Below are 22,811 nucleotides of genomic sequence, written 5' to 3'. Positions count from 1 at the left end.
ACAGTCTATGGATACAGAGGCAAAATGTCGCAGCCTTAGTCATCGTCTGCCGGTAATTGCCAGGCATGAGCATCTGCCAGTGTCGCCAGCGGCTTGCTGAAGAAATAACCGCTCATGCCATCCACACCGGTCTGGCGCAGCACGCTGACATCATCGGCTTCTTCAATACCTTCGCCAAGAATCAGCAGATCCAGGTTGTGGGCAATCTGCACCATCGACTGGATAAAGAAACGATGATCCTGCGCCTGATGCAGGCCGCGGTTAAAGCTGCCATCAATACGGATATAATCCAGCGGCAAACGCTGCAGGTAAGCAAAAGCCATGCTGCCGGTACCCACCTGATCGACGCCAAGAGTTACGCCAAAAGGTTTCAGCTGTATAGCCAGCCGGGCCAGAGCAGTTTCGATACCGATCAGGGCTGATTCAGGTACTTCCAGTGCAATATGAGCCGCCAGCGCAGGTGAAGCGCGGAATAACTCCACAAGCCACTGGTGGAACTGTTCATCCAGGACTGAGGCCGGCGAAATATTAATGCAATAGCGAATACCTTTCTGCGGGGCATGCTGCTCCAGTAAAGCCAGTACCTGGGCAACAATACTGGCATCGTAACGGGCAGCCAGCTGATGCTGTTCCACCATTGGCCAGAACCGTGCCGCCGACAACGTTTCCCCCTGCCAGACGATACGGCTGAATACTTCAAACTGCAGCAAGCGGCGATTGCGGTTGCTGATCACCGGCAAAAACTGCAACTGCAGCGCTCCCGCCTCCAGAACACCGGTCAATAACTCGCGCCACTCACCGGCCGTCCACTCCTGAATCCCGCTACTGCTATCGCTGCGGTACAGCTGTGCGCGGCCTTCCGGTGAGCGCTGCGCCTGGCGTAAAGCCGCATCAGCACAACTTAACGCCTGCACAGGATCGTCCTGCACACCTTGCAGAAACACGCCACCAAGATGAAAAATCAGCTCTTTGCGACGCGACAGAACACTGGTCGCCAGCTGACTGAACATTTGCTGCAATAAGGCATCGGCCTGAGCCTGATCAGCACAGGGAATATAAAGCGCAAAATCACTGCCGGAACGGCGACCAGTGAACGCTGCGGGATATTCCTGCAAACAGCGTTGCAACCCGGCTCCCAGCATGTGCAGAACGTCATCCACCAGCTGCCGTCCCTGCGACTGATTCAGCTCGCTCAGATTCTGCAGCTGCAGCAGCATCAGTACACCACTGTGCTCTTCCCCGCGCTGCAGAATATGTTGCAAGCGCTGATCAAAGCCACGACGATTAAGCAAACCGCTGACATTATCGTTAAACGACTCAGCCCGCAGTTGCTCGGTCATCGCCGATTGTTCGGTGAAAATGCTTTGCAGCTTCTGCACCATTTTGTTCATCGCCAGAACCATGCGCCGCAGCTCACGTGGGCGCGGAATCTCGGTCTGTACCTGCCACTGCCGTTCACAGATGGCCAGCGCCTGACGCTCGACCCGTACCAACGGCCGGAACAGCCAGTTCAGCAGCAACTGCAACAGAACCAGCGTAATCACCAGCACCCACGAGAACCAGATCAGCTCGGCGCGCACCATCGCCCACAGATCGCGGTAAGCAAAATCACTGTGACTGACAACACGCACAGTTCCCAGACGCTGCCACTGACGGGTAACATCTGCTTCTGCCGGAATCATTTCCAGCCCAACCCAATGCATAAACCAGCGCGGCGCTGGTAAATCCCCCGGCGTATCGCGGCTGCGGCGATAGATGGGCTCATCGTCGACCCGCTGCAATTCGATCTCTGCAAAAAAACCACGGTCAAACAGTACATCCATCAGACGGGTTAACTGCACCTCGTCATCAGCCGCTACCTGAGACATGGATAAAGCCAGAGAAGTCGCCGCATCATAAGCCCGGGCATTCAGCTGCTGCTGAAAATAATCACGGCCATTCATAACCATCACCAGCAGATTACCAGCCAGTAAAATAACAACCAGCAAACCGGTGAGCAGGGAAAATTGTTGTCGCAATGTCATTGTTATAAGTCCATTCCCAGTTGGTTCATGCGGACACGTAAATCTGTCCATAAATCGAGCTTATTCGGATTCCCCATACGAATCCCTTCGCCCTTCATACGCTCCAGCCACATACCATCGCCATTAAAACTGTAAACCGGCGATAAATCACCGCGCTCACTGGCCGGAGCAATAATGCCGATCAGATTATCCAGCACCAGAGGTACCGCATCCGGTGTGGGGAAATAGGTTAACACCATGTGCGCCTGATTCAGACGGATCGCCTTCACATAAGTGATGCGCAGTTTACTGGTATCCACGCCCAGCTTGCGCAACGAGTAATATTTGGCAATCACATAGTCTTCGCAATCGCCACCATCACTGCCCAGAGCTTCATAAGGTGTGGCCCAGTAATCATCCATGCCCCAGTGTTTTTCATCGCTGACAAAGCGCAACTTGCGGTTAAAAAAATCATTCACCCCTTTAAGCTTGTCGGCCTCGGTGGCATCCGCCAGTCCATGTAAAACCTGTCGCCAGGCGTCAATCCGCGCCGCCGCAGGAGCGTCATACTGCTGCTGCGCCTTTTGGGTCAGAGACTCAGGAACCCAGCCTTCAGTATCCGCATACAGTCTCTCCTGCCCGGAAAAATGCCAGCACAGCGAAACAAGCAACACCCATGGCAGCCACCTGAGGTAGTCCGGCTGACGACGGGAGCAAAACACAATGATGGAGAAATCCATGCGCAGACAGGCAACCAACAGATAAAAATTGTTACCATTAAGCATAGACAGACAACATGAGTCCGGCGCAGAAACTGCTACTCTTAGAACATCTGTAGCTAAGAAGTAACACTGATGACGGATAACCTGAGCCCTGCCGCCCGCCTAAAACAACACTTCTCCTTCCGGGTTATTAATCAGGTTCGTCAGGTTATTGATCTCTGGCGCCAGCTGCCGGCACAGCACTGGAGTGCTGAGCGCATGATGGATTTCACCCTCGCGGTAGAAAAGCTGGTGCGTTTTGCACAACGTTTTGAAGCTGCCCGGCATGAAAAACTGGCCCGTCAGTTATTATCCACGCTGGCCCATATCGCCGTTGGCCACAGCCCCGACAGTGCCCAGCTGGAAAGCCTCAATCAAACAATTATCGCCCTCAGTAAAACGGCATTACGCCATACCGACGATAAAAACGCAGACACCCTGATTCCGGAAAAAAAACCGGTTTATATTGCCCTCAGTAATACCGACCATGCCCTGACCATGGCTGAGCAGATGCAGTACTTTGGCTTACGTCCTGAGCTGCAGCGCACCGCCCATGACTTTGCCCAGGCACTGGAACGACGTCATCCCGCGGCCGTGGTGCTGGATCTCGACTTTGCCGGACCCGGTCAGGGACTGGAACTGGCGCAGAGCCTGCAGCAAAGCCGTGAAAATCCGCTGCCGGTACTGTTCACCTATCGCGAAACACCGCCAACGCTGGAACAACGTCTGGCGACTCTGCGCAACGGAGGCCTGGGAATTTACGAAGAAATGGACGTACAGTCGGTCATCGGCCATCTGGAAAACCTGCTCGACAGCACCCCCGATGTGCCCTTCAAAATTCTGATCATCGACGACTCCCGCGCACAGGCAACCCATACCGCCAACGTACTGAATAAAGCCGGTATGGTCACTCAGGTCGCTAACGACCCTTTACTGGTACTCGATGTTCTTAGCGGATTTACACCGGATCTGATCCTGATGGATATGTATATGCCCGGCTGCAATGGCATGGAGCTGGCTAAAGTGATCCGTCAGCAACGTGAGTACATCAACCTGCCCATCATTTATCTGTCCGGCGAAGAAGACCGCGAACGCCAGTTAGCCGCCATGGCCGAAGGCGGTGACGACTTTTTAACCAAACCTGTCGATTCCGGACATCTGCTTACCACCCTGCGTAACCGTGTCAGCCGTGCCCGCCAGCTACAGAATCTGATTGCCTGTGACAGCCTGACCGGCCTGCTGAATCATACCCACCTGCTGGGGGCCCTGCAGGATGCCATGCGCAAAAATGAAGATGTGCCTATCAGTTTTGTCATGGTCGACATTGATCACTTCAAACAGGTCAATGACCGCTATGGTCATCCGGCCGGTGATCTGGTGATCCGCAACCTGTCACTATTCCTGCGCCAGAGCCTGCGCAAATCCGACCCTATCGGCCGCTATGGCGGTGAAGAGTTCGCCATCATCCTGCTCGACGCCACCGCCCAGCAGGCTCGCCAGATCATGGACGATATCCGTCTCAACTTTGCCAACCTGATTCATGATGGCCAGTCACTGCGCGTGACCTTCTCCTGCGGTATCGCCGAATGGAGTGGCCAGAGCATCAGCGAACTGGTCGCTGCCAGCGATCAGGCGTTGTATCGCGCCAAACGTAACGGCCGCAATCAGGTGCAGACCGCCGAGCAAGGCGAATAACCAAGCTATCCCCGCCAGAACTGGACGCTCGCCGGCTTTTTCGGCAAACTCGCGGGCTTTCGGATCATATCGGCCGGCCTGCCTACAGGAGCCTGCCGTCTGCGATCCTATTTCTTCATTTCAGGGGAATCATCATGGCAAGCATTCTGGTATTGCAGGGGCCAAATCTGAATCTGCTGGGCAGTCGTGAACCGCATATATACGGCTACACAACCCTCGCCGATATTGAGCAGCAGCTGAGCCAGCACGCCAGCGCCGCAGGCTTTACCCTGGAACAATTCCAGAGCAACGCTGAACATGAGCTGATCAACCGCATCCATGCCGCACGCACGGATGGCACGGCCTTTATCCTGATTAATCCGGCCGCCTTTACCCATACCAGTGTCGCCCTGCGCGATGCACTGGCCGGCGTTGCCATTCCTTTTATCGAAATTCATATTTCCAATGTCCATGCACGCGAAGCCTTCCGCCATCATTCCTATCTGTCGGATATTGCCGTCGGAGTGATCGCCGGACTCGGTGTGCAGGGCTATGACCTGGCGTTGCAGGCGGCTATCAGCCGTTTAAACGCGGAGAACGTATAACATGTCCTGGATTCAGATCCGTATTCACGCCACACAGGCCGATGTTGAAGCGGTTGAAAATGCATTACTGGCCGCCGGTGCCTTATCGGTCACCCTGCAGGATGACGCTGACCAGCCGATTCTCGAACCCGAGCTGGGCACCACGCCTATCTGGGATAAAACCCAGATCATCGGCCTGTTTGATGCCAATCAGGACAGCGATGCCCTGCTGGAGCAGATTGCCCTGATGTATGCCGCCGAAGGCGGTACTGCACTGCCTGAACACAAGCTGGAACTGGTGGAAGACAAAGACTGGGTTCGCGCCTGGATGGACGATTATCATCCGATGCCTTTCGGCAAGCGCCTGTGGGTCTGCCCAAGCTGGCGCGAGCCGCCACAAGCAGATGCCGTTAACCTGATGCTCGACCCGGGGCTGGCCTTTGGTACCGGCACCCACCCGACGACCGCGTTGTGTCTGAAATACCTCGACGGCGCGGTTGAAGGCAACGAACTGGTCGTCGACTACGGCTGTGGCAGCGGTATTCTGGGGATTGCCGCCCTGCTGCTTGGCGCAAAACATATGATTGGCGTCGACATCGATCCGCAGGCACTGACTGCCACCCGCGATAATGCCGAACGTAATGGTATTGATGCCAGCCAGTACGAAATCTATCTGCCGGAAGCGACGCCGGTAGTACAGGCGGATATGACAGTAGCCAATATTCTCGCCGGACCATTAATGAGCCTCGCGCCGCACATGGCGGAACTGACCCGTACGGGTGGTAAACTGGCTCTGTCCGGCCTGCTGGCCGAGCAGGCAGACGAAGTCTCGGCCTGTTATGCTCAGTGGTTCATCATGAACCCGGCGGAACAAATGGGTGATTGGGTTATTCTTACAGGGATTAAACGTTAAGGATCTGTCATGGCTGTTCACGTAACCCGCTGCCCACATTGCCAGACCAGCTTTCGCGTTCGCGATGAGCATCTGAATGCTGCCCGTGGCATGGTGCGTTGTGGCTCCTGCCTGCAGGTTTTTAAAGCTGCCGAACACTTTATTCAGGAAGGCGCTGCGGCTGCGGTAGCCGTACAGCCCAAGACGGATACGATAAAAGCCCCGGCGGTCCCTCAGGCCCGTCCAGCCAGTAAACCCGCCGCCAGTCAGCCAGCGATTGAAGAAGATGACGATGATACCGGTCTGATCCACGATGATATGGACGATGACCCTATCTCTGACACCCTCGCCGACGATCCGTTTACCGACTTCAATCTGCGCGCTCCCGAAAAGCAGAAACGGCCCAAACCCCGTATTGAACTGGAAATGGACGATTCTATTTTCAGCCTGCGTAACGTCAGCAACGACACCCTCGATTTCTCTGACATGGATGCAGAGGACGAAGGCAAAATTAAGGACGATGATGAGTCCTGGGCCAATGCCCTGCTGAACGACGATGACGACAGCATCCGGCAGATGAAGGAAGAGAAAGTTACTTCCTCACGCCTGAAACTGAGCGGCAACGACGAATTCAACTTCGACCTGCCACCACCGGAAGAAGATGACTTCCACGGTTTCCTCGATGACGAAGACGATACCGATCAGCACCACAACCGGAATGACTTCACCCTCGGCGGTGATGATGGCCTGCAAACCGAAACACTGGAAATTAGCCTGCCGGCCAGCAGCATTGCCGGATTACAGGAAGAACCCCTGCAGCTGGCCAAAAAGCGCCGTCGCAAACTCCCCTGGGGCTGGCTCACCGGGATCGTACTGATGCTGGTCGCAGCCGCTGCGCAGACGCTGTATTTTCAGTTCGACAACTGGGCACGCACCCCACAATGGCGTCCTTATTACGCTCAAATCTGCGCTGCTATGGATTGCCGCCTGCCGAAAATTCAGAACATCCGCGAGATGACAACTCAGCATCTGGTTGTCCGGGCACACCCTGACCTGCAGCGTGCGCTCGTCGTCGACACCCTGCTGCTGAATAAAGCGGCGTACGAGCAGCCCTTCCCGGATCTGACACTGGTGTTCCGTGACCTTAACGACAATATCGTCGCCAGCCGCCAGTTCACCCCGGCTCAGTATCTGTCCGGTGAACTGGCAGGACAACACGATATGCCAAGCCAGGCACCGATTCATATCGCACTGGAAATTGTCGATCCTGGCCCGGAAGCCGTCAGCTATGCCATCCAGATTGTAGGCAACCAATAATTCCCGGCGGTCAAGCGGCCGCCGTCAGAATTTTTCACACTATTCATACAAAAGCAGCCAACTCCCCCTTTATTCAGCAGGGGGTTATGAGTATCATACCGCGACTTTTTCGCAGCACATTTTTTGATCAGATTTCAGCGGTTTCGCATGCCTTCGATTGGCCCTTACACACTACCCAATCCAGTAGTTCTGGCGCCAATGGCAGGGGTAACTGACCGTCCGTTCCGTCAGCTCTGCCGCCAGTTAGGTGCCGGCCTGGTGGTCGGCGAAATGGTGTCATCCAGTCCGGATGTACGCCATACGCGTAAATCACAGCTGCGCCTGGATCACACCGGCGAACCGGAACCGATTGCGGTACAGATCGTCGGCGGAGACCCGGAAATCATGGCGCAGGGCGCCATATTTAATGTTGCCAACGGCGCCCAGATCATCGACATCAATATGGGCTGTCCGGCCAAGAAGGTCTGTAACAAGGCTGCCGGTTCAGCGTTGCTGAAAGATGAAGCTTTGGTGAAGGACATATTACAGGCGGTCGTCGGCTCTGTTGATGTGCCGGTCAGCCTGAAAATCCGCACCGGCTGGGATCCGGACAACCGCAATGGCGTGCGCATTGCCCGTATTGCCGAAGACGCCGGCATTGTCTCACTGGCGGTACATGGCCGTACCCGGGCCTGTGGTTACAGAAATACCGTCGAATACGATACCATCCGCGCGATCAAACAAAGCGTTGGAATACCGGTGTTTGCCAACGGTGATATCACCAGCGCCCGCAAAGCCTTCGAGGTGATGCAGTACACCGGCGCCGATGGCGTGCTGATTGGCCGCGCCGCTCAGGGTCAACCCTGGATTTTCCGCGAAGTGGCCCACTATCTGGCCACCGGCGAAGAGCTTCCTGCCCCACAACTGCAGGAAGTCGAACAGATTTTATTAAGCCACCTGGAAGCGCTGTACGAGTTTTACGGCGACTTTCTGGGCGTACGGATCGCCCGCAAGCACGTCAGCTGGTACCTCCAGTATCAGAACGGCGACAGCGATTTCCGTACCCGCTTTAACCGGCTGGAAGGCTGTACCGAGCAACAACAGGCGGTGCAGCAGTTTTTTAAGGATACGATCCGGAAGAAGGAATTGGCAGCATGAACACCGATACATTGAACAGCGAAGTAATCGAAAGAAGGAAGGTTGAGACAGTGACCGATTCAGCAGACTTGCAGCAATATCTGCGCACCCCGTTAGAAGCGACACAAACCCTGCGCGACAGTGTGGAAAAAGCACTGCAAAACTACTTTGACCATCTTGATGGTCAGGCCGTAGTCGATATCTACGACATGGTATTATCCGAAGTGGAAGCCCCACTGCTGGAAACTGTCATGAAGTACACCCGTGACAACCAGACCAAAGCTTCCGTTGTGCTCGGCCTGAACCGCGGCACCCTGCGTAAGAAACTGAAGCAGTACGGCATGCTTTAAGACTTATCCTGAATACTCAGCGGCTTTGTGGCCGCTTTTTCTTTTTTAAAAACATAGAAAACCTGACCATATGAGCAACTTTATTCCTGCCAACGAGATCCCCGCGGACATCACCCCTGTACGCCGAGCCCTGATCAGCGTGTCGGATAAAACCGGAATCGTCGAATTCGCCCAGGCCCTGCAGGCGGCTGGTGTTGAAATTCTGTCCACCGGCGGTACTTACAAGCTGCTGATCGACAACCAGATTCCGGCGGTTGAAGTCTCAGATTACACCGGTTTCCCGGAAATGATGGATGGCCGGGTAAAAACCCTGCATCCGAAAATTCACGGCGGAGTACTGGGCCGTCGTGGTCAGGACGATGATGTGATGGCCGAACACGGCATCAACCCGATTGATCTGGTCGTGGTTAACCTCTATCCGTTCGCCGCCACCGTTGCCAAAGAAGACTGTCATCTGGCACTGGCGATTGAGAACATCGATATCGGTGGCCCAACCATGGTGCGTTCCGCCGCGAAAAACCACGCTTATGTGGGGATCGTGGTAAACAGCAGCGACTACAGCAAGGTGTTGGAAGACCTGAAAGCACACAACGGCCTGACCTACAAAACCCGTTTTGGTCTGGCGCTGAAAGCCTTCGAACACACCGCCGCCTACGACGGTATGATTGCCAACTATCTGGGCACCATCGACCAGAACGCGGAAGTACTGAGCACTGATAACCGTCTGGCCTTCCCGCAGACCTTCAACAGCCAGTTCATCAAAGCGCAGGACATGCGTTACGGCGAGAACCCGCATCAGAATGCGGCCTTCTATGTTGAAGCCAACCCGGCCGAAGCCTCAATCGCCACGGCCAAGCAATTGCAGGGCAAAGAACTGTCTTACAACAACGTGGCCGACACCGATGCTGCGCTGGAGTGTGTAAAGTCTTTCGTTAAGCCTGCCTGTGTAATCGTCAAACACGCCAACCCTTGTGGTGTGTCTGTGGTTCCGGAAGAAGACGGCGGCATCCGTAAGGCCTACGACCTGGCTTACGCAACTGACAGCGAATCCGCCTTCGGCGGCATCATCGCCTTTAACCGCGAACTGGATGCCGACACCGCCAAAGCCATCGTTGACCGTCAGTTTGTCGAAGTGATCATTGCTCCTAAAGTGAGCGCTGAAGCCGCCGCCGTAGTGGCCGCCAAGCAGAACGTGCGTTTGCTCGAATGTGGCCAGTGGCCAGCAGAACGTGCCGCCGGTCTGGATTACAAGCGCGTTAATGGTGGCCTGCTGGTGCAGGATCGCGATAACGGCATGATCTCCGCCGATGAACTGAAAGTCGTGACCAAGCGTGCTCCGACCGAAGCCGAACTGCACGATCTGATTTTCGCCTGGAAAGTCGCCAAGTTCGTTAAATCCAACGCCATTGTTTACGCCAAAAACCGTCAGACCGTGGGCGTAGGCGCCGGTCAGATGAGCCGTGTAAACTCAGCCCGCATCGCGGCGATTAAGGCCGAACATGCCGGTCTGGTGGTTGAAGGTGCGGTAATGGCATCCGATGCCTTCTTCCCGTTCCGCGACGGTATCGACAACGCCGCGGCTAATGGCATCAAAGCCATTATCCAGCCGGGTGGCTCGATCCGTGATGAAGAAGTGATTGCTGCAGCCGATGAAGCCGGCATCGCGATGGTATTCACAGGAATGCGTCATTTCCGCCACTAAGTGGGTTGAAAGCGATTGCGCTCGCTGTAGCGGCGTTATTTTTTGCCTCGGGATGCTCATGTAGGTCAACTACACTGCGCTCCCTCAGCAAAAAATGCCTTGCTACAGCGTCGCTCATAACGCTTTCTGACGCAGGGGCGCGTAAATGAAATAAAAATCCGTAGGAGCGGGCCATGCCCGCGACCTGATCGAGATATCGCGGGCATGGCCCGCTCCTACAATAAGGAATGTAAGAATGAAGGTATTAATTATCGGCAGTGGCGGTCGTGAACATGCCCTGGCCTGGAAGGCTCTGCAATCACCGTTGGTTGAAAAAGTATTTGTTGCGCCGGGCAACGCCGGTACCGCGCGTGAAGCCGGTATGGAAAACGTCGCCCTCGACGTTATGGATTTTGATGGTCTGCAGAAATTTGCTGAAGATAACGCCATCGGCCTGACCATCGTCGGTCCGGAAGCTCCTCTGGTTGGTGGTATCGTTAATCAGTTCAGTGCCGCTGGCCTGAAGATTTTCGGCCCAAGCAAAGGTGCTGCGCAGCTGGAAGGCTCCAAAGCCTTCACCAAAGACTTCCTGGCCCGTCAGCAGATTCCGACCGCCGATTACCAGAACTTCACCGAAGTCGAACCGGCGCTGGCTTACCTGCGTGAGAAGGGTGCTCCTATCGTGGTTAAGGCCGATGGTCTGGCCGCCGGTAAAGGCGTGATTGTCGCCGAAACCCTGGAGCAGGCAGAAGAAGCCGTCAAAGACATGCTGTCCGGTAACGCCTTTGGCGATGCGGGCTGTCGTGTTGTTATCGAAGAATTCCTCGCCGGCGAAGAAGCGTCTTTCATCGTGATGGTCGATGGCAAAAACGTGCTGCCGATGGCTACCAGTCAGGATCACAAACGCGTTGGCGATAAAGATACCGGTCCGAACACCGGCGGTATGGGTGCTTATTCTCCGGCGCCAGTCGTTACTCAGGAAATCCATGACCGCGTGATGCGCGAAGTAATTATGCCAACGGTTAACGGTATGGCCGCCGAAGGTAATGATTACACCGGTTTCCTCTACGCCGGTCTGATGATTGACGAGTCTGGTGCACCGAAAGTCATCGAGTACAACTGCCGTTTCGGTGATCCGGAAACCCAGCCAATCATGCTGCGTATGCAGTCTGATATCGTTGCCCATTGTCTGGCAGCGCTGGAAGGCAAACTGGACGGCGAAACCGCGCAATGGGATCCGCGCCCATCTCTGGGTGTAGTACTGGCCGCTGCCGGTTACCCGGCTGACTACCCGAAAGGTGATGTCATCAGCTTGCCGGAAAACGACGGCGCTGACCGCAAAGTATTCCACGCCGGTACCAAGCTGGACGACGCTGACAATACCGTCACCGCCGGGGGCCGTGTCCTTTGTGCCACTGCGCTGGGTAACAGCGTGGGTGAAGCTCAGGCTCAGGCCTATGAGCTGATCAAACAGATCAGCTGGAAAGGCATGTTCTGCCGCTCTGATATCGGTTATCGTGCCATTGCGCGCGAGCAGGCCGATAACTAAGCAGAACGTAATGGAGACAGCAGGGATGAGGCAGTACAGAGGACGTAAGCATCTGATTGTCACCCTGCTGTTTTTGTTTTTCCTGCCGCTGAAACTTTGGGCCAGCAGTCCTGTGCTGCTGCCCACCTCCTCGTTTGATTACCCGATCACGCCCTATATTTCGGTTTACGAAGATCCTGGCCGCACGCTCGATATCAACGCCATGCTCAGCCGTGAGCAGCAACTGCGTTTTACTCCAAGCCACGCCCGCCGGCTGAAATTCGGCATCAGCGATTCCAATTATTGGCTGCGTTTCAGCCTGAGTAATCCTTATGCTCAGGAACGCGAAGTTGTTTTTACTTTGTCCGACAGCGATATCGACGATTTCAGTTTTTATGAACTCAGCGATGCACAGTCCTACCGCTATATCAGCTCCGATGATCCGGCCCGCAGCCTGCGTGGCGGTTTTTTACAGACGTTTCCGGTTGTACTCACCGTACCGGCACAAAGCACCCGCAGTTATCTGGTACGCATTCACTCTTATGGCCTGTTGAGCACCAACGTCAGCCTGCTGAGTCTCGACCGCTTCCTCAATAATGAGCAGGAATTTTTCATGCTGCAGGGCATGAGCATCGGCTGGATTCTGGCCACCCTTGCCTGGTTTATTTTTGTGGTCCGCAGCCAACGCATTATGCTCGCGGCTGCCGGCGCCGCTTATTGCGTCAGCATGATCATTTACCAGCCGGCGTGGATGGGACAGTTCTCCCTGCTGCTGAATATCAGTCCACTGATTGCCGATAAAATCGGTGAACTGGCACTGGCAGCCTCCGCAACCTGCCAGGCGCTGGCCGTACTGGCGCTGGGCTGGCATGGCAGCCGCGCCACACTGTACCGGCGGATTCTGCTGCTGGCGGCATTGGTTCACCTGCCGGTTGCTTTAGTGACCGTCTGGCTGGCACAGGAGGCCACGCTGATGGTGGTTGCCTGCATGATTGTCGCTAATGAATTTCTTGCAGCCCTGATTCTGACCCAGGGACGTTCTGAACACCCACAGGCTCAGCGCTGGCTGCTGACTGGCCACCTGCTGGTTGGTTTTGGTGTGCTGCTGGCCATCCTGACCAGCCACAACCTGTTATCGCTGGATCTGTTTACCAGCTGGGCACCGGTTATTCTGCCATTTATCGTTATTGCCAGTCTGGTGCTGGCAATTATGAGCATTAAGCTGCAACAGCACCCTTTGCAAAATCAGGCCAATGCCGAGCTGCGTATGACCCCTGCTCTGCTGTCGCAGATCAGTCATGAACTGCGTACACCAATCAATGGCGTTATTGGCATGACGGAGTTACTGGGCGATACCCCACTGAGTGCCAACCAGCGTGATTTCTCCGATACCATCGCCCTCGCCGGTCGCGATCTGTTGCATGTTGCCAATGAAGTTTCCGATCTGGCGCGCATCCAGAACGCCCAGCTCGAACTGGAGCAACGACCATTCAGTACCACGCAACTGCTGAATCAGGTTATCAGCCACTTCCAACAGGAAGCCAGCCGTAAACAGGTCGAACTGGTGCTGGATATCAGCGACGAGCTGCCGGAATATTTTATCGGTGACCGCGGCCGTCTGCAGACCCTGCTGCATAATGTTCTGGCCCGCGCTCTGGCTTATACCGAATATGGTGAGCTGGCATTGCAGGCATCTTATTACCAGACCACTCAGGCCCATGGACTGCGTCTTCAGATCCAGCTGAGCAGCACCATCGTCAAGCAGGACGAGCTGAAAAATGCATTCTCCGTTTTACAGCACCACCTGCCTCTGGCAGAAAACTACAGCGCCAAGAGCTGGAATCTGCTGGTAACACGCCATCTGCTGCAGAAAATGAAAGCCACTCTGGAAGTAGAAAGTATGACCAGTCAGGGAGCCTCGCTGACGCTCTACCTGCCGCTGGAAGCGGAAGCCGGAAACAGCATTCCCTCGCCGCAGGATGACAGTCTGATTGGTCTGCGCATTCTGATCGTCGATGACAATGCATCACTCAGAAACGTAATCGAAAAACAGGTACGCCGCTGGGGCATGCGCCCGGACAGTACCTATAGTGGCAAGGAAGCACTCGCCATGCTGCGTAATCAGATCAGCATCGGCCAGCCCTATGATTTCATCATTATCGATCACGATATGCCGATTATGGATGGCCTGCAGCTGGCAGAACGAATCCGCTCCGATAAAGACATCAGCCAAAAACCAGCGCGCCTGATGCTGACAGGTTTAAGCATCAGCAGTGTGCGCGACGATGCTCTGGCCGTTGGTATTCAGCACCTGCTGGCCAAACCGGCCAGCGGCGAACGCCTGCGTAACGCCTTGCTGACCCTTAAATACCAGCCTCAGGTGCAGAACGAAGGCAGTTAATCGGCCGCGACTGCGCGGCTTGCCGCCCACTGCCGCAGTGCCTGCATAGGTTCTGCCATCACCACTGACAACGGCCGGGTACGGCGGATTTCCTGCAACAGAGTATCCGTGCTGAGACCGGGGCCGGAATGCTCACTGCTGGCGGCATGCCAGGCCGATACCACCGCCTGCTCCAGCTCGGCACCGGAAAAACCGCCACTCTCTTCAGCCAGTGCAGCCAGATCAAAACGCTGTGGGTCCAGCCCGCGCTTTTGCATATGCAAACGCAGAATCTCGGCACGGATTTCGGGTTTGGGCAGATCAACAAAGAACAGCTCATCCAGACGGCCCTTACGCAGTAACTCCGGTGGCAACGCATGAATGTTGTTCGCCGTCGCCACCACAAATACCTGCGCATCATGCTCTGCCAGCCAGGTCAGTAAGGTGCCGAGAATACGCTGACTGACGCCGGCATCGTTGCTGTCCTGACCCAGTCCTTTCTCAATCTCGTCAATCCAGACCACACAGGGCGACATGGTTTCGGCAAGCTTCAGCGCTTCGCGCAGATTGCGCTCAGTTTCACCGAAAAACTTGTTGTACAGGGTGCCGAAATCCAGACGCAGCAGGGGTAAGCCCCAGGAACCGGCCACCGCCTTAGCCGCCAGACTCTTACCGCTGCCCTGTACACCGAACAGCAGTAAGCCGCGAGGCCGCAGTTTGCGTTCGGCGGTCATAAAGGCCTGCTGGCGCTGCCCCAGCCAGGTTTTCATCACCTCCAGACCGGCGACATCGCTGAAACGCGCAGTGTCGTATTCAAAACTCATCACGCCGTCCATATCCAGCAACGCCATCTTGGCGCGGCTGACCGCCGGGACATCGTCCTGAGTAATGGCACCGTCATCGACGATAGCACCGCGCACCAGACGACGGGCATCGGAGAAAGTAAGCCCCTTCAGATTGGCGACCAGCTGCTGCAGGGTGTCGTTATCACTGCGCACTTTACGGCCACTGAGCTTGGCGTAACGCTGGGCTTCTTCTTTCACCAGCGCCAGCAACTGGCTGTCATCCGGTAACTGCAGGCTGAAGCTGGCGGCCAGGCGCTGCAACTCCGGAGGCGCCTGCAGGCGGTGGCTGAGCAACACCACGGTTTTGCCGTAACGCTCATGCTGCAGAGCAATGTCTTTCAGCAGACGCACCACCAAAGGCTCTTCGAGAAACGGATGCAGGTCGCAGAAGATAAACAGTCCGCCCTGTTCGCGCTCGCGTACAATGCGCAGGGCATCGGCGGGCTGCGTGGTTTCGGTGGCGCCAATATCTTCACCAAAACCGAGGCGGCGCAGGCCATCGCTCAGCGTCCATTGTTGCAGCGCCAGACCGCGGCGGATGGCCAGCCGGGTCAGCATCTCCAGCGCCCGCGCTTCCTCATGGGATTCCAGCAGTAACAGCGGCACCTGGCGGTCGAGCAACAGGCTTAAATCGTGTAAATCCTGCATCGCAGTCTCCTTATTCTATGCGCGATTCTAACCACTCAATCGGCGACTGTCCGCCCTGTTCTGGCCGAAACTCACTTGATATGGGTCATGCGCCGGACGCCGTTATGCCGTAAAATGGCCGGAAATTCCGGAGGTATGAGTTATGAATGCCAACTCCCGTCGCTACTCGCTGTTTGACAAACTGATCCAGAACGCCGATCAGGCATTACGCACACTGGTGCCCGGTGCTGCACAGGAAGAACGCCCGTCCCCGGCGCAGCAGCGCCCGTACCACGAGCTGAACGAGGCCGAACAGAAACACGCCGCCGGGCTGATGCGTATTAACCATACCGGTGAAGTCTGCGCTCAGGCGTTGTATCAGGGTCAGGCATTGACCGCCAAATTGCCTGAGGTACGGGAAGCCATGGAAGAAGCCGCCCGCGAAGAAATTGATCATCTGGTGTGGTGCGAAGACCGCATCAAAGATCTGGGCAGCCATACCAGCCGTCTGAATCCGCTGTTTTACGGACTGTCATTCGGCATCGGCGCTCTGGCCGGAAAAATCTCCGACAAAGTCAGTCTGGGTTTTGTCGCCGCCACCGAAGAACAGGTGTGCAAGCATCTGAGTCAGCATATGACCAGCCTGCCGGTGCAGGACGAAAAGAGCAAAGCGGTACTGCTGCAGATGCTGGAAGACGAAGCCAAACACGCCACTGTTGCCCTTGAAGCCGGCGGCCATAAATTCCCGCTGCCGGTCAAACTGGCGATGACCGCGGTATCGAAAGTGATGACCAAATCCGTTTATCGCTTCTGATAAAACCCCAGCCAGTATAATCATGCCTCCGCATCGCGCACTGACCTGCACCAAAGCAGGTCAGATGCGGAACGAATAACTCCCGTCACCAATAGATAGAATCGCTGTTTAGCAGGCAAAATGCCGCTGGTCTCTTACTCTGAATAAAGATGAGTAAGGAGCATCCCATGAGCCGATTCAGCGTTATCGAATTTATCCGCCGTATTTATCGCCTGCCACAGGATTATCCGGAACTGAACTGGACCCGTACCGAGCTCTACCGGCGCCGGTTAGAGCAGGTAAAAAATGGCTGGATTATTACCGGCCTGATTATGCTCGCCAGCGGCAGTACCGCCGTGGTTTGTGTATTGGGCGCATTCGCCACCTTTTTATCGCTGGCGTTTCTTGAGCCGGATAATCCGCCACTCTGACGGTTCTTTAGTGCACGGAATCGCAGGCATAAAAAAACCCTCCGGCGGAGGGTTCTTTTATGGCTTCTGATTCTGAATTACAGGCTCAGAATTTTCTCGCCGCGGGAAATACCGGACACACCGGTACGTACCGTTTCCAGAACACAGCCAGCACCGATTGCTTCAATAAAAGCTTCCAGTTTGTCGCTGGTTCCGGTCAGCTGGATGGTATACACGCTGGCAGACACATCCACGATCTGACCACGGAAGATGTCGGCAGTACGTTTGATTTCCGCACGCTGCGCACCCACCGCCTTTACCTTGATCAGCATCAGCTCGCGCTCAATGTGCGGGCCTTCAGACAGATCAACCAGTTTCACCACTTCGATCAGCTTGTTCAGCTGCTTGGTGATCTGTTCGATCTTGCGATCATCACCGGTGGTGGTCATGGTCAGGCGTGACAGGGTGTTGTCTTCTGTCGGCGCCACCGTCAGGGTTTCAATGTTGTAACCACGCTGGGCGAACAGACCGACAACGCGTGACAAAGCACCCGGTTCGTTTTCCAGCAGAATCGAAATAATGTGTCTCATGTTCAGGTCCGCTCCGTCTTGCTCAGCCACATATCACGCATGGAGCCAGCCGGCACCTGCATCGGATACACGTGTTCTTCCGGGTCGACAGCAACGTCGAGGAAGACCAGACGGTCATTGTATTTATTGAAGGTGTCTTCCAGTGCCTGTGGCAGCTCATCGCGGCCGGTCACGCGGATACCCACGTGGCCATAGGCTTCCACTAGTTTGACAAAGTCCGGCAGGGACTCCATGTACGAGTGGGAGTGACGACCTTCGTAGTTCATGTCCTGCCACTGACGAACCATGCCCAGAGAGCCGTTGTTCAGACACAGGATTTTTACCGGAATGCCGTACTGCAGACAGGTCGACAGTTCCTGGATATTCATCTGGATAGAGCCTTCACCGGTCACGCATACAACCATTTCTTCCGGGAAGTTCATTTTGATGCCCATCGCCGCCGGGAAACCAAAGCCCATGGTTCCAAGACCACCGGAGTTGATCCAGCGATTTGGCTTATCGAACTTGTAGTACTGCGCGGCAAACATCTGGTGCTGACCAACGTCAGAAGTCACGTAAGCGTCACCCTTGGTGGCCGCCCAAATCGCTTCGATCACTTCCTGCGGCTTCATCAGCTGCGAGTCGTTTTTCTCATAACGCATCGCATGACGCTGGCGCCATTCGTTGATCTGTTTCCACCAGGAAGCAATGGCTTCGGCATCCGGTACTTCGTTGCTTTCATCCAGCAGCGCCATCATTTCGTCCAGCACGTTGCCAACCGGGCCAACGATAGGCACATCAACGATGATGGTCTTGGAGATTGAAGACGGATCAATGTCGATATGAATGATCTTGGCATCCGGGCAGAACTTGCTGGTCGCGTTGGTTACACGGTCATCGAAGCGCGCGCCAATAGCCAGAACCACATCAGCGTGGTGCATGGTCATATTCGCTTCATAAGTACCGTGCATACCCAGCATGCCAACAAAACGCTCGCCGGTACCCGGGTAAGAACCCAGACCCATCAGCGTATTGGTGCAAGGGAAATCCAGACGATCGACCAGAGCACGCAGTTTGTCGGAGCTGCCATCGATAATTACACCACCACCGGCATAAATAACCGGACGTTTGGCTTTCAGCAGCAACTCAACGGCCTTTTTGATCTGGCCGGAGTGACCACGCTGAGGTGGCGTGTAAGAACGCAGTTTGACCTTCTTCGGATAAACGTATTCGTAACGCTCATTCGGCATGGTCATGTCTTTCGGAATATCGATAACAACCGGACCCGGACGGCCAGTGCTGGCAATATGGAAGGCTTTAGCCACCAGCTCAGGGATATCTTCCGGGCGGCGCACACTGAAGCTGTGCTTAACAATAGGACGTGACACACCCAGCATGTCGGTTTCCTGGAAGGCATCATCGCCCACCAGATGGCTCATCACCTGACCAGAAATGACGACCATAGGAATCGAGTCGGTAAACGCCGTGGCGATACCGGTAATTGTGTTGGTAGCACCCGGACCAGAGGTGACCATGACCACACCTGGCTTACCGGTTGCACGCGCATAACCATCAGCCATATGAGCAGCCGCCTGCTCATGACGGACCAGGACGTGTTTGACTGCGCTCTGCTTGTACAGCGCATCATAAACGTGCAGCAGCGAGCCGCCCGGGTAACCGTAAATATATTCGACGCCTGATTCATGCAGTGCACGAACCAACATTTCTCCGCCGGAAAGTAATTCCACCGTACTATCCTCTTCACAAGCCCGCAGGGGCGTGGGTAACTGAAATAACTGTGCGATTAGAGCCCGAAACACAAAGGCTCTCTCAGGCTGGATGATAAACTTGTAGTTTCTCATCAGAGTCCCGTTGCCTGGTCGAGGACACCGGGTCTGAAACTGGGTCGGAGATAACCGCACCAGAGGCTGTCATTGTCAGCGAGCGGGGCACTGGGTGGAGGCGCAGGCCGGCTGACAAAAGCGCGGTAATTCTAGCATTCCCGGTATTATTGTCTAGCAAAAAACCGCCCTAAATCCTTGACAAATCATATGGTTTTAATAATGTCCGGAGCATGTCAGAGAAATTATCCTTTTCCTTAACAACGGATGTGTTTTATGCGTTTTTTTACTGCTTTTTTCGCTCTGCTGCTTGCTAGTGCAAGCCTTACGGTTCAGGCCGACAAAATGTACCGCTGGGTGGATGAAAATGGTCAGACCCATTTCTCCAGCCTGCCTCCCGCCGACAAGGCTAAAAATACTGAAGAATATAAAGTGCGGGTAAGCAAACCCGCCGACAAAGTCGATGGCTATAAAATCAACACTGATAAAGAAAAAGAAACGGCGACAGAAACCAGTGAAAGCAGCGAGCCGAAGGTGAGTAAAGCTGAAGCCGAAGCAGCCTGTGCCAAAGCCCGGAAACACAAAGAAGTGGTGAGCACCAATTACAGCACCCGCTTCAAGCAGGAAGACGGCGAATATCGCCCGCTCTCTGATGAACAGCGGGCGCAGCAGATCAAACTGGCGGACGAGCAGATTGCCAAATACTGCAATATGACCTTTTCCAACAAAACCCGTAATCAGTAAGGCAGGATTAAGTCTTTATCCAGATCAGGCTGGCCATACGGCCGGTCTGACTCTGACGGCGATAGGAATAAAAGCGTTCATCGCTGAAGGTACAGAATCCACCACCGGCAACCTCGGCCACGCCCGCCCGCAATAACTGCAGCCGCGCCAGCGCATAGATATCCGCCATCAGCCGATCACCACGCCCGGCACGGAAACAATGGTCCGGCGCCCAGGCAAAGGCTTTACGTACCTCAGGCCCCACCTCAAAGGCATCGGGGCCAATCGCTGGTCCCAGATACACCCGCACCTGAGAAGGCTCAGGGAAAGTCGCCAGCGTGTTCAGCAGAATCCCGGCCGCCAGTCCGCGCCAACCAGCATGGGCAGCGGCCACCTGCGAGCCATCAGCAGCACAGAACAATACCGGCAAACAATCAGCGGTAAGAATGGCACAGGCCAGCCCGGCACGGTCACTGAACTGCGCGTCAGCCTCGGGCACCACAGATTCACCACAGGCTTTAACCACCGTTGTGCCATGTACCTGAGATAACCATTGAATGCCCTGCACACCCGGCAGTTGCTGCCACAAACGCTTACGGTTAAACCGCACCCGGGCCGCATCATCAGCAACGTGCAGAGCCAGGTTGTTATGTTCGAAAGGAGGTAAAGAAACACCACCCTCGCGGGTGGTAATTACGGCACCGATACCCGCGGGCAGATCCCAGTCGGGTATCAGCAGACCAGACTCAGCGCTCGGCATCAGCTTCGAGCACATCGAGCAGATGAATAAAATCCTGCGGCAGATCCACTTCCCACTCCATCCACTCGTCGGTATCCGGATGAATCAGGCCCAGCTTGCGCGCATGCAGAGCCTGGCGGCCAAAGTGCAGCAGCGTATCGCGCAGCTCCGGGCCGATGCCTTTGGTCAGACGGGTACGCGCCGCATAGGTGGAGTCGCCCACCAGCGGATAACCGATATGCGCCATATGCACCCGGATCTGGTGGGTACGGCCGGTTTCCAGCTTGAGACGAATATAGGTGTGGGTCGGGAATTTCTTCAGCACACGGTAATGAGTAACGGCTTCTTTACCCATAGGATTCACCGCCATTTTGGTACGTTGGGTACCGTGGCGGCCAATCGGCTGGTCGACTTTGCCACCGCCGGTCATCACGCCCTGCACCACCGCTTCGTATTCACGCCCCATGGAGCGATCCTGCAGCTGACCGACCAGATTGTTCTGTGCCTGCAGGGTTTTGGCGACGACCATCAGACCGGTAGTGTCCTTATCCAGACGGTGCACAATACCGGCACGGGGGATATTCTCCAGCTGCGGGCAATGATGCAGTAAGCCATTCAGCAGAGTGCCGTCCTGATTACCGGCCGCCGGATGCACAACCAGATCGGCGGGCTTGTTAATGACGATGATATGGTCATCTTCATAAATGATGTTGAGCGGGATCTCTTCCGCCTGCCAGTTCCCCTCAGGCGCCAGCTCGGCTTCCAGAATCAGGGTTTCGCCGCCAGTGAGCTTATCGCGGCCACGCCACGGCTTGCCATCGACCGTCAGCTGGCCGTCTTTGATCCACTGCTGCAGACGCGAACGCGAATAATCGGGAAATAACTGGGCAGCGACCTGATCAAGACGCTTGTTTCCCATGTCGAAGGGAACTTCTACCCTGTTTGAAATCTGATTGGACATAAACTCTCTGAGATTAGCTGTATGGCTGCCGCGACGATCGGCTGTATCCCGCTAACAGCCAGTGCTGTCAGTTGGGGCTATGCGGGGACTGTGTTTTAATACGGCACATTCGTAAACCGGCACGTTGCCAAGTATATCGACAATCAGGAATGCACTCCATGAACTCCCGTTCGCTGTTGGTTATTTTTACCCTGCTACTCTGCGCCTGCTCAGGAAACCCCGACAAACCTCAGGAACTGACTGAGCGTGAGTACTACGAACAGGCGCGCGAGTCGCTGGATAACAATAACTTTCTGTCGGCCACCGAAAAGCTGCGCCAGCTGGAATCCCGCTATCCGTTCGGGCGTTACGCCGAGCAGGCACAGCTGGAGCTGATTTACGCTCAGTACATGATGTCTGACCTGGAAGCGGTACTGGCCACCACCGAGCGTTTTATCCGTTTGCATCCTCTGCATGAACAGGTCGATTACGCCTATTACATGCGCGGCCTAGCCACTTATGAGATGGGTTTTGCCTTTGCCGAGCGTTATTTTGACAGCGAAATCGCCCAGCGTGACCCAACACCCATGCAGGATGCCTTCAACCATTTCTCCGACCTGCTGATCCGCTTCCCCGATAGCCCGTATACCGCCGATGCCCGGGCGCGCATGGTGTACCTGCAGCAGCGCATGGCCTCCCATGAAATCGGGGTGGCGCAATACTATATGAAGCGCCACGCCTATCTGGCGGCCGCCAACCGTTGTGAGAACGTTCTGCTGCACTATCAGAAAACCCCGGCCGTTGCCGATGCGCTGGCGATTCAGGTTGAAGCCTACCGCCTGCTGGGCCTGAATAAAGAATCAGAGCAGGCACTGGCACTGCTGAAGCTGAATTACCCGCAGCATCCGCAATTAAAAGATGGTGAATTTGAAGACAGCGGCCTGGCTATGGTTGACCGCCGTTCGTTCTGGAACATCATCAGTTTTGGTTTGTTGGACTGAGCAGACAGCACAAATATACAGACACAAAAAAGCCCGC

Annotated in this window: 20 protein-coding genes; 13 read left to right on the top strand and 7 right to left on the bottom strand. The window is 55.3% G+C overall.

The genetic code is table 11. The features are described 5' to 3' along the window. Nucleotides 1-35: 35 nt before the first annotated feature. A complete protein-coding gene (locus HUF18_RS11120; protein WP_225692236.1) occupies nt 36-2,024 on the bottom strand; it encodes a bifunctional diguanylate cyclase/phosphodiesterase in 1,989 nt (662 codons plus the stop codon). 2 nt (nt 2,025-2,026) lie between these two features. Further along, a complete protein-coding gene (locus HUF18_RS11115) occupies nt 2,027-2,788 on the bottom strand; it encodes a transglutaminase-like cysteine peptidase (RefSeq protein WP_225692235.1) in 762 nt (253 codons plus the stop codon). A gap of 69 nt (nt 2,789-2,857) precedes the next feature. Here HUF18_RS11115 and HUF18_RS11110 point away from each other — a divergent pair, with 69 nt between their 5' ends. The 9 genes from HUF18_RS11110 to HUF18_RS11070 all read left to right on the top strand — a co-directional run bounded on the left by HUF18_RS11110 (nt 2,858) and on the right by HUF18_RS11070 (nt 14,307). Then, a complete protein-coding gene (locus HUF18_RS11110) occupies nt 2,858-4,459 on the top strand; it encodes a diguanylate cyclase (protein WP_145469690.1) in 1,602 nt (533 codons plus the stop codon). A 134-nt stretch (nt 4,460-4,593) separates the two neighbouring features. Then, nucleotides 4,594-5,043 (top strand): type II 3-dehydroquinate dehydratase, encoded by a 450-nt coding sequence (aroQ, locus tag HUF18_RS11105; protein ID WP_145469691.1) that lies wholly within the window; start codon nt 4,594-4,596, stop codon nt 5,041-5,043. Between the two features lies 1 nt (nt 5,044). Further along, nucleotides 5,045-5,935 (top strand): 50S ribosomal protein L11 methyltransferase, encoded by an 891-nt coding sequence (gene prmA, locus HUF18_RS11100; protein WP_225692234.1) that lies wholly within the window; start codon nt 5,045-5,047, stop codon nt 5,933-5,935. Nucleotides 5,936-5,944: 9 nt separating this feature from the next. Next, entirely contained in the window at nt 5,945-7,231 is a 1,287-nt protein-coding gene (locus HUF18_RS11095) for a DUF3426 domain-containing protein (protein WP_225692233.1), read from the top strand. A 147-nt stretch (nt 7,232-7,378) separates the two neighbouring features. Further along, nucleotides 7,379-8,368 carry a tRNA dihydrouridine synthase DusB gene (gene dusB, locus HUF18_RS11090; protein ID WP_145469693.1) on the top strand — a complete coding sequence of 330 codons (990 nt, stop codon included), beginning with the start codon at nt 7,379-7,381 and terminating at the stop codon, nt 8,366-8,368. Continuing rightward, nucleotides 8,365-8,697: a DNA-binding transcriptional regulator Fis gene (gene fis, locus HUF18_RS11085; protein WP_145469694.1), complete on the top strand. Its 333-nt coding sequence runs from the start codon at nt 8,365-8,367 to the stop codon at nt 8,695-8,697. Before dusB ends, fis begins: the two co-directional genes overlap by 4 nt. 70 nt (nt 8,698-8,767) lie before the next feature. Beyond that, complete coding sequence (gene purH, locus HUF18_RS11080; RefSeq protein WP_225692232.1) at nt 8,768-10,399, top strand: bifunctional phosphoribosylaminoimidazolecarboxamide formyltransferase/IMP cyclohydrolase; 1,632 nt, start codon at nt 8,768-8,770, stop codon at nt 10,397-10,399. Nucleotides 10,400-10,634: 235 nt separating this feature from the next. Then, nucleotides 10,635-11,927 carry a phosphoribosylamine--glycine ligase gene (gene purD, locus HUF18_RS11075; protein WP_225692231.1) on the top strand — a complete coding sequence of 431 codons (1,293 nt, stop codon included), beginning with the start codon at nt 10,635-10,637 and terminating at the stop codon, nt 11,925-11,927. 25 nt (nt 11,928-11,952) lie between these two features. Further along, nucleotides 11,953-14,307, top strand: coding sequence for a 7TM-DISM domain-containing protein (locus HUF18_RS11070; protein WP_225692230.1), 2,355 nt, complete (start codon nt 11,953-11,955; stop codon nt 14,305-14,307). On the opposite strand, the gene HUF18_RS11065 is transcribed toward HUF18_RS11070, so the two are convergent. Next, nucleotides 14,304-15,779 (bottom strand): AAA family ATPase, encoded by a 1,476-nt coding sequence (locus tag HUF18_RS11065; RefSeq protein WP_225692229.1) that lies wholly within the window; start codon nt 15,777-15,779, stop codon nt 14,304-14,306. The genes HUF18_RS11070 and HUF18_RS11065 overlap by 4 nt on opposite strands. A 142-nt stretch (nt 15,780-15,921) precedes the next feature. Between HUF18_RS11065 and coq7 the strand changes: the two genes are divergently transcribed. Continuing rightward, nucleotides 15,922-16,572, top strand: a complete 651-nt coding sequence (gene coq7, locus HUF18_RS11060; protein WP_145469699.1) for a 2-polyprenyl-3-methyl-6-methoxy-1,4-benzoquinone monooxygenase — start codon at nt 15,922-15,924, stop codon at nt 16,570-16,572. Nucleotides 16,573-16,739: 167 nt separating this feature from the next. Then, on the top strand, nt 16,740-16,982 hold the full coding sequence (locus HUF18_RS11055) for a hypothetical protein (protein WP_145469700.1): 243 nt from the start codon (nt 16,740-16,742) through the stop codon (nt 16,980-16,982). A 77-nt stretch (nt 16,983-17,059) separates the two neighbouring features. On the opposite strand, the gene ilvN is transcribed toward HUF18_RS11055, so the two are convergent. Both ilvN and HUF18_RS11045 read right to left on the bottom strand, forming a co-directional pair. Next, a complete protein-coding gene (ilvN, locus tag HUF18_RS11050; protein ID WP_145469701.1) occupies nt 17,060-17,551 on the bottom strand; it encodes an acetolactate synthase small subunit in 492 nt (163 codons plus the stop codon). Between the two features lie 2 nt (nt 17,552-17,553). Beyond that, on the bottom strand, nt 17,554-19,278 hold the full coding sequence (locus HUF18_RS11045) for an acetolactate synthase 3 large subunit (RefSeq protein WP_145469702.1): 1,725 nt from the start codon (nt 19,276-19,278) through the stop codon (nt 17,554-17,556). Between the two features lie 369 nt (nt 19,279-19,647). Between HUF18_RS11045 and HUF18_RS11040 the strand changes: the two genes are divergently transcribed. After that, nucleotides 19,648-20,115, top strand: a complete 468-nt coding sequence (locus HUF18_RS11040; protein ID WP_225692228.1) for a DUF4124 domain-containing protein — start codon at nt 19,648-19,650, stop codon at nt 20,113-20,115. A gap of 7 nt (nt 20,116-20,122) precedes the next feature. Here the strand turns inward: HUF18_RS11040 and pgeF are convergent, their stop codons facing one another. Then, nucleotides 20,123-20,854, bottom strand: a complete 732-nt coding sequence (gene pgeF, locus HUF18_RS11035; RefSeq protein ID WP_225692227.1) for a peptidoglycan editing factor PgeF — start codon at nt 20,852-20,854, stop codon at nt 20,123-20,125. Next, nucleotides 20,841-21,794, bottom strand: a complete 954-nt coding sequence (rluD, locus tag HUF18_RS11030) for a 23S rRNA pseudouridine(1911/1915/1917) synthase RluD (RefSeq protein ID WP_145469705.1) — start codon at nt 21,792-21,794, stop codon at nt 20,841-20,843. The genes pgeF and rluD overlap by 14 nt, the downstream gene beginning before the upstream one ends. A gap of 158 nt (nt 21,795-21,952) precedes the next feature. Here rluD and HUF18_RS11025 point away from each other — a divergent pair, with 158 nt between their 5' ends. After that, complete coding sequence (locus HUF18_RS11025) at nt 21,953-22,774, top strand: outer membrane protein assembly factor BamD (protein WP_145469706.1); 822 nt, start codon at nt 21,953-21,955, stop codon at nt 22,772-22,774. Nucleotides 22,775-22,811 lie beyond the last annotated feature (37 nt).

The organism is Thalassolituus sp. ST750PaO-4 (assembly GCF_020320405.1).
GTDB classification, from domain to species: Bacteria; Pseudomonadota; Gammaproteobacteria; order Pseudomonadales; family Oceanobacteraceae; genus Venatoribacter; species Venatoribacter alkanivorans.
The sequence above is the reverse complement of the archived record's forward strand: the minus strand, read 5'-3'. Positions and strand labels throughout refer to the sequence as shown.